At 71.7% G+C, this 4787-nt stretch carries 3 protein-coding genes; 2 read left to right on the top strand and 1 reads right to left on the bottom strand.

What is annotated here, in order from left to right:
* On the top strand, positions 1 to 1127 hold a 1127-nt coding region (locus VF665_RS11190; RefSeq protein ID WP_331053515.1), incomplete at its 5' end, for a hypothetical protein.
* A gap of 371 nt (positions 1128 to 1498) precedes the next feature.
* Entirely contained in the window at positions 1499 to 4186 is a 2688-nt protein-coding gene (locus VF665_RS11185; RefSeq protein WP_331053514.1) for a DUF4344 domain-containing metallopeptidase, read from the top strand.
* A gap of 170 nt (positions 4187 to 4356) precedes the next feature.
* On the opposite strand, the gene VF665_RS11180 is transcribed toward VF665_RS11185, so the two are convergent.
* Positions 4357 to 4787: FCD domain-containing protein (locus VF665_RS11180; protein ID WP_331053513.1), on the bottom strand; the 431-nt coding region annotated here is incomplete at its 5' end.

Raw genomic sequence — 4787 nt, 5'->3', positions numbered from 1 at the left:
GGGCGTGGCGCGCGCTGGGCGGCGCGGAGCGGGAGGCGGCGGAGCGCAGGATGTGGTGGCTGGCGGACCCGTTCTGGAGCGAGCCGGGCAACGACCGCCGAACGGAGCACTACGCCCGCTGGGTGATGCACGCGCTGCAGGACGACGCGCGGCAGGTGGACCGCACCCGGTGGGAAGACGACTCGCGCGAGCTGGTGGTGCGGTATGGGTGGCCGCGCGCGTGGGCCGTGTACCAGCCGCCCTTCATCGGCAGCAATCCGGGCGATGCGGTGCTGGGGTACACCGGCGGGCGCTCGTGGGAATGGCTCCCGCCCCTCTCCGCCGCGCGCCGTCCCGGTACGCTGAAGGGCGATGAATGGCCGCGCGCCGAATCGGCCGTCACCATCACCCGCTACGGCCCGGCGTATGCGGCGCGGATGGCGGAGATGCCGCACCAGTTCGCCCGGTTCCGGCGCGGGCGCGAGACGCTGCTGGTCGCGGCCTTCACCCTGCGCGACGACAGCCTTCCCGGAGCGCCGCGGCTGCGCGGTGCGCTGGTGGCCATGGCCGACGCGGACGGGCGGCCCGCGCAGGCGGAGGCGGACTTCGGGGGTCAGGGCGTGCTGCGCGTCACCCTGCCGGCGGACAGCGTGATCGCCAGCCTGGAGGTGCGCGAGCCGGGGTCGCGCATCATCGGGCGGGAGCGGATGGCGATGGGGAGCGACGCGCGCGCCGCCGTCTCGGACCTGCTGCTGCTGACGGATCCCGCCGCGCGCCCCGTGACGCTGGACGAGGCCGTGGCGGGGGCGCGCTCGTCGGCGGAGGCGCGGGCGGGGGAGCGGCTGGCGGTGTTCTGGGAGACGTACGACATCGCCGCCGCCGATTCCATGACGGTGCGCGTGCGCCTGGTGCCGGACGAGGCGGGGTGGGGCAGGCGCCGGCTGGAAGCGGTGGGCCTGGCGCGCCCCGGACGCACCGCCGCCATGCGTTGGGTGGAGCCGGTGGAGCCCGGCCCCGTGGCGGGCCGTGCGCTGGGCGTGTCGCTTCCGCCCGGCCTGCGCCCCGGCGGCTACACGCTGGAGGTGACGGTGATGCTCGCCAACCGCCCGCCCGCCATCGCGCGCCGCACCCTGACCGTCGTCCGCTGACGGGCGGAAATCCCGGAGGTACCAAAGCCCCGAAATCCGGCGCCGGCCGGATTCCGGGGCTTCCCCCGTCCCATGCGCCCGTGCCGATCATCCCCCCGCTGTTCCCCGCGACCTCGGCTGGCCCCGCGTCCTCTGCGTGAGATGCCATTCTTCCGCTTCCCCCGCGGGATCGCGATTCGGAGAAACAGATGCTGCTCCCATTGGACGTGGCAGCGTTGCGCATTATATTGCCCCTTGCAGGCCGGCTTTTGCGGACTGGACGTGCCCCCGCGTCCAATGCCGGGCCGCAGGCCTGCTCCTTTCTTCGGGAACCGGTTCGCCACTCCGGCGGCCCGTCCGTCCCGCTCTCCCGTTCACCCGCTCGGGCCCCCATGAAGATCGCACGCACTCTGTTGCTGCCCGCGACGGCGGCGGCACTGCTGTACGCCGCTCCCGCGCATGCGCAGCAGCCCATCCGCGCCGGGCAGACCATCTCCGGCCAACTGACCTCGTCAGATCCCAAGCTGGGCGACGATTCCTTTTACGACCTCTACGTGTATCGCGGCCGGCCGGGCGAGCGGATCACCATCACGCTCATGTCCAGCGCGTTCGACACGTACCTGGGCGGCGGCGCCACGCAGGCGCTGGCGCTGGAGGGGGGCGATACGGACGACGACGGCGCCGGCGGCACCAACTCCCGCCTTCTGGCCACGGTGGGGTCGTCGGGCACCTACGTGATCCGCGTGAACTCGCTGGCGGCCAACCAGACCGGGGCCTACACCGTGTCGGTGCAGGCCGGCGGCGCGCCCCCCGTGGTTCCCGGCCCCGTGGTGGCCACTCCCGTGGCCACGGGCCGGGGCCGGACGGCCAACGGCGGCCCCATCCGCGCGGGCGAAACCGTCACCGGCACGCTGGCGGCATCGGACAACAAGCTGCAGGACGGCTCGTTCTTTGACCTGTACACGTACCGCGGCACCCCCGGCGAGCGCATTACCGTCACCATGGAGTCGGCGGACTTTGACGCGTACCTGTCCGGCGGCACCATCCGCGGCGGCAGCATCACTCCCGAGGCGAGCGACGACGACGGCGGCGGCGGCACCAATGCGCGCATGGTGGCCGTGGTGGGCTCCGGCGGCGAGTTCGGCATCCGCGCCAACTCGGTGGCGGCGGCCAGCACCGGCGGCTACACGCTGCGCGTCGAGAGCGCGGGCCAGGGCGTGCAGGCGCAGGGCACGCCCATTCGCGCGGGGCAGTCGGTGCAGGGGCGGCTTGCCTCGGGCGACCCCGCGCTGAGCGACCGCTCGTACTACGACCTGTTCACCTACCAGGGCACGCCCGGCGAGCAGATCGAAGTGGTGATGACGTCCAGCGACTTTGACACCTACCTGGGCGGCGGCGAAGACGAGGCCTCGGCGGTGCGGGGCGCGGACACGGACGACGACGGCGGCGGCGGCACCAACTCCGCGCTGCGGGTGACGGTGGGCTCCAACGGGCGTTACGTGATCCGCGCCAACTCGCTGCAGGGCAACGTCACCGGCGCGTACACCCTGGCGGTGCGCAGCGCGGGCGGGCCCAGCACCGGCGGGCGCGTGGCGGGAACCCCCATCCGCCAGGGCCAGTCCATCACCGGGCGGCTGGACGCGTCGGACCCCACGCTGGAAGACGGCTCGCACTACGACGCCTACACCTACCAGGGCCAGCCGGGCGAGGAGATCGTCATCCGCCTGAACTCCACGGACTTCGACCCGTTCCTTTCGTGGGGCACGGCGTTCGGCTCGCAGTTCCAGCGGGTGGCGCAGGACGACGACAGCGGCCCGGGGAACAACGCCGAACTGCGCGTGCGGCTGGACCGCTCGGGCACGTACGTCATCCAGGCCAACTCCTTCGGCGCCAACGAGTCGGGGAGCTACACGCTGCGGGTGGACGCCGGCAGCGCGGTGGCGCAGCGCACCGGCGGCACGGCCAGCATGCCGGCGGTGAGCATCGGGCAGCCGGTGCGCGGAACGCTGGAGCGCACGGACCGCATGCTGGGCGACAGCTCGTACGCGGACCTGTACGTGTACCGCGGCGCCCCGGGCGACGTGGTGCAGGTCACGCTGCGCTCCACCGCGTTCGACTCGTACCTGGCCGTGGGCACCACGGACGGCGAAGACGTGCAGCTCATTGGCAGCGACGACGACAGCGGCGGCGGGCGCGACGCACGGATGACGTTCACGGTGGATGGCAGCGGCACCTACGCCATCCAGGTGAACTCGTACGAGCCGCGGGCCACGGGCGCCTACACGCTGCTGGTGGAGCGGGGAACGGACGCCGCGCCCACCCGCACCACCGGCTCGGGCACCACTCCGGCCCCCATTGGCGGCGCGAACAATTCGCAGCTCACGGGCAAGTGGGTGGCGGCGTACCCCGCGGTGCGCAGCCCGCAGTACAACCCCATGCGTGCCCAGCTGCAGCAGGCCCGGCGGATGGAAAGCGTGGCGGAGCAGCTGAACAGCGCGTTCCCGCTCCCCCGCAACGTGCCGCTGCTGTTCGGCGAGTGCGGTGAGGAGATGGGCCCCAACGCGTTCTACAGCCCGCGCGAGGGCACCGTCACCTTCTGCTACGAGATGCTCACGTACCTGGCGGAAGGGTTCCGCAGCGCGGCGTCCAGCCAGGAGGACCTGGCGGAGCGGGTGAACGGCGCGTTCGACTTCATCATGCTGCACGAGGTGGGTCACGCGCTGGTGCACCAGCTGGACCTGCCCATCACGGGCCGCGAGGAAGACGTGGCGGACCAGCTGGCCGCGCTGGTGCTTCTGCAGGATGGCGACAAGGGCGCAAACGCGGCGCTCTCCGGCGCCATGGCGCTGCAGAGCGAGGGTGCGCAGTTTGACGAGTCGGACTTTGCGGACGAGCACTCGCTAGGCCCGCAACGCCTGTACAACATCGCCTGCTGGATCTACGGATCGGATCCGTCCAAGTACCAGGCGTGGGTGCGTGATGGAATCCTGCCCCAGGCCCGTGCGCGGCGCTGCCCGGCGGAGTACGAGCAGATGACCAAGTCCTGGACGCGCCTGCTCGGCCGCCCCCTGGGCCGCTGACCGGGACGGAGGGACGAACGAAAAGGGCCCCGCGGCGCACGCCGCGGGGCCCTTTTCATCTCACCGGAAAGCGATGCCCATGCGGTGCACAATGCTGTCGGACCGGGCACTTTCGTACTCTCGTACTCTCGTACTCTCGTACTGCCCTTCCGCACTCACGCACCCAGCACTCACGCACTCTCGTTTACCCCATCCAGCCACTCCATCAAACTCTCCATCCCGAACCGCCAGTTCACCTCCAGCAGTTCGGCGGCCGTGTCGACGCTGCCGGTGCGGATGAGGCCGACGATCTGCTCGTGGGTGCGCGTGCTGACGGGGATGAATCCGGCGTTCAGCATGTATGCGTATTCGTAGCGGCGCACGACGCGCTTGAGCGACTCGATGGTCGTCTTGAGGTAGTCGTTGTCCGACGTTTCCAGCAGGGTGCGGTGCCACTCCACGTCCAGGTCAATGCGGCGCTCGGGGTCCTGCTCGGCCTCCAGCAGCGCGTTGATGCGCTCCAGCTCCGCCACCCGCTCGTCCGTGAGCGGGGCGATGCTGCGCAGCGCCAGGACCTCCAGCGTCCACAGCACCGGGTACACCTCGCGCATTTCGCGGGTGG

It is taken from the genome of Longimicrobium sp. (assembly GCF_036387355.1).
In the GTDB taxonomy this organism is placed as follows: domain Bacteria; phylum Gemmatimonadota; class Gemmatimonadetes; order Longimicrobiales; family Longimicrobiaceae; genus Longimicrobium.
Note: the sequence above shows the minus strand (reverse complement) of the source record. Positions and strands in the feature narration are given on the sequence as shown.